The organism is Mesorhizobium sp. M1E.F.Ca.ET.063.01.1.1 (assembly GCF_003998155.1).
Classification (GTDB): Bacteria; Pseudomonadota; Alphaproteobacteria; order Rhizobiales; family Rhizobiaceae; genus Mesorhizobium.
Genome location: NZ_RZSC01000651.1, coordinates 1 through 3322, shown reverse-complemented (window position 1 = coordinate 3322; position 3322 = coordinate 1). Strand labels below are relative to the sequence as shown.

The 3322-nt window shown below is 64.1% G+C and carries 3 protein-coding genes; all 3 read right to left on the bottom strand.

Annotated features, from left to right (window positions below):
• Window positions 1-331 precede the first annotated feature (331 nt).
• A complete protein-coding gene (locus tag EOA29_RS29920; RefSeq protein ID WP_127222015.1) occupies window positions 332-1447 on the bottom strand; it encodes a KamA family radical SAM protein in 1116 nt (371 codons plus the stop codon).
• Between the two features lie 114 nt (window positions 1448-1561).
• Window positions 1562-2299, bottom strand: coding sequence for a DUF2182 domain-containing protein (locus EOA29_RS29915; protein WP_245468575.1), 738 nt, complete (start codon window positions 2297-2299; stop codon window positions 1562-1564).
• A gap of 81 nt (window positions 2300-2380) precedes the next feature.
• A complete protein-coding gene (locus EOA29_RS29910) occupies window positions 2381-3007 on the bottom strand; it encodes a DUF1326 domain-containing protein (RefSeq protein WP_127222013.1) in 627 nt (208 codons plus the stop codon).
• Between the last annotated feature and the right edge of the window lie 315 nt (window positions 3008-3322).

Genomic DNA, 3322 nt, shown 5'->3' with positions numbered 1-3322 from the left:
TCGCTAGGGGGACCTAGCTAAGGGACTTATTCAGCTAAGGACTTTTGATGATCCAAAAGGATCGATGACAGTATCGGGGTTTTTGCGGGCCGCCGCATCGTGCAAACGAAGGAATAAAGCAAGCGATCCTTCGTTCACATGGTGCGGTCGTGACGGCACCGTCCCATGCTTGCGTCAGCCGGCGGCCACTACCACCACCCCCCGCCGGTTAGGCCCGGCAGCCGGCATATTGCCCCCAACAGGGCTGCCGGGCCGCCCCTTGGAGCAATTCCAGGAAAAGTGCGAAGCGATTTTCCGTTCGGAATTGCTCTAGTGGCCACAAGCCCGCGCTTCAGAGGTCGGTCACCACCTCGGTATACGCCCTCACCACGCCATCCTGCCCGCGAATGCGCCACGTCTCACCCTCCCGCCCTTCGATGTGGCTGGCCGCCAGCGGCACCTTGCCGCCGCCATCGGGCAGGTCGATGACATAGGTCGGGTTGCAGATGCCGGAGAGCCGGGCGCGCAGTTCGGCGACCAGCGCCTGGCCTTCCTCGATCGTGGCGCGGCGATGCGCCATGCCGCGCGCCAGGTCGCCATGGTGCAGGTAGTAGGGCTTGACGCCGAGCCGGTACATCAGCTCGCGGCAGAGTTCTTCTAGCACCTCGACATTGTCGTTGACGCCTTTGAGCAAAACGCTCTGGTTGAGCAGCACGAAACCCGCCTGCCGCATCGTCCGGCAGGCCGTTTCGGCTTCGGCGGTGATCTCGCGGGGATGGTTGAAGTGGGCCACCACCGTCACCAACAACCTGCTCTGCAGGGTGGCGACCAACCCAGCCGTGATGCGCGACGGCAGCGCCACCGGCACGCGGGTGTGGATGCGTAAGAGCCGCACATGCGGCAGCGCCTCGATGCGGGCGCGGATTTCGGCAAGTGCCTTGTCGGGCAGCGACAGCGGATCGCCGCCGGTCAGGATCACCTCGCGGATCTCGGGGTGGCCGGCGATGTATGCCAGCGCCGGCTCCAGCGCCTCGCGCGTATAGCCGCGGCCGATCGACGTCAGCGACTCCTTCCGGAAGCAGAAGCGGCAATAGACCGCGCATTGATAGGTCGGGAACAAAAGCACGCGGTCGGCATGGCGATGCGTCAGCCTGGGCACCGGGCTGAATTCGTGGTCGCCGATCGGGTCGTCGAGCTCGCCCTCGGTTGCCACGAGTTCCTCCGGCGACGGGATCACCTGTGCGCGGATCGGGTCGCGGGGGTCGTTCCAGTCGATCAGGTCGAGATAGGCTTTGGGAACGCGCACCTTGTGGGCGGCGGCGGCTTCTTGCGCCGCGGCGCGCTCGGCCGGCGATAGCGGCAGCGCGGCAAGATCGCGCACATGGCGCACGCCGGCGCGGACGTCGGCTTGCCAGGCTGTGTCGGGGGCGCGCGCATCCATGGCCGCGTCTTTGAGGTCTGAGGTCATTGAAGGATCTCGGATTGTAATTTGGCGCGGATATCGGCCGGATGGAGAGCGGGGTCAATGGTGGTCAATTGCGGCTTTCAGGCGCCGAGTTCCCGCGACATTCCCGATCGTCTGTCAATCCATTGCCATGGCACCGGCCGCCGGAAACGTCGGCAACGCCTGCGGGAAGACCAACACCACCGCGCCGTAAAGCAGCAAAGCCGTGCCCGATAGCGTCGCTATCCTCTTTCCCGCCGGGAAGGTCTTTTCCGTAAAGATCAGCAAGGTGACCACGGCCATGGCGGCAATGTTCATGATGCCGAGAGGAAAGAGAGCGAGAAACAGGAGCCAGCAGCAGCCCAGGCAAAAGAGCCCATGCTCCAGACCCATGCGCACCGCGCCCCACTGTCCATCGCGCCATGAGACCAGGATGAAACTCATCGGGCTACGGCATTTGGTCAGGCACAGGTCCTTCAGCGGGGAGAGCTGGTAAGCACCCGCGACGATCAGCAGAACGCCGCCGATGCGCGCGGCGGTCGCCGCCGACATCTCCGCCTGCCCGGCAATCCTCTCCGCGCCTGCCGCGCCCGCAAAGGCGACCACGCCCGCCAGACCCCAAACCAGCATGTAGCCGCCCAAGAACACCCAGGTCGAGACAAAGGCCTCACCGCGCCCCCGACGGCCGGCCTGGACCTGGTGAAACGTCAGGATCATCGGTGCGGCCGTCGGGAACATCATGGCGATCATCATGATGGTCCAGGCTGCAAGAAACAGCGGCGCATTCATGCCCATCGTGGGCGTGTTCATCGGCATGTCCATGCCGGCCCGCTGCCGGATGAGCATGGCCCACGCCGCCGCCGCGACGGCGATCAAAAGAGCGACGATGATGTTTCGCTGCAGCGTCAGCGAACCCGCATTGCCCAAAGGCGAGCCCCGTTCCGACATGCGAGGCGGCTATTGCTGGCCGGACCAATTGATCGGAGCGTAGTGGCCGTTTCGGCGGGAATTATCCCAGTTCATGCCGTGGTCGGTGAACGTGCTGCCCTCTACGCCCATCGCCATGACGAGCTTGTCGGGATTGACGGGATGGCCGGTCGCCGCCCACATCTCCCCGTCCTCGCGCATCGTCGGAAGCGGTTCGACCGCCATCTGCATGATCCCCGGGATCTCCACCGACCGCTTCTTGCCGTCGATCTGGTACCTGATCGGCACCTTCTTTACCCCCAGGTTGGTGCCCATCAGGGGGGCGAGCACGGCCATCGGGCCGCCGGCGGCGCCGGTGAAGATCGCACCCAGCGCCTCCGTCTGCTTGTCATCGGCCCGTTCGTCGATATAGGCCGCGGCCGTCCAATTGCCGTCCGCCATCGGGCCGGGTGTATGCGCAATCATCGCTATGTTGAGGCCATCCAATCGAGCGTCACCGTAGTTGCCCGTATCGATGTGAAAGGCCAAAGCAACGTCGCAAACGCCTTGCGTCGGCTTTGATGTCAACGGCGCGTTAGGGGACATCAAGCAGGGACACACGACGTCGCAGCTACAATTCTCGAAATAATTTCCAGACAATTGCCAACTGGTTGCCATTGGCTCCTCCCGAGCGTGAGGCGCGTCGGCGTATCGCCGTTTTCTTGGCAAGCCAGAGCCGTTCACGCTTGTTTCAGAACGGCAAACAGCCCAATAAAACGAACGAGCGGCGCGCTAGACCAGTCCATCCACGCTACGCCGTCGCCCGGTACTGTCAAGCGCGATCGGAAGCGAGACGTCGCCGATTCTCCATCCTGCCGCGCCCAAGAAAATTGCCGTGCAACTGTTCCGCGCATTCTTTCTGGCCGCCCTCGCCGCTCCCGGGCTCTGAGGGTGAAGCCCGACAGGGTTAGAAGCTGGCGTTCCCGCCCACCC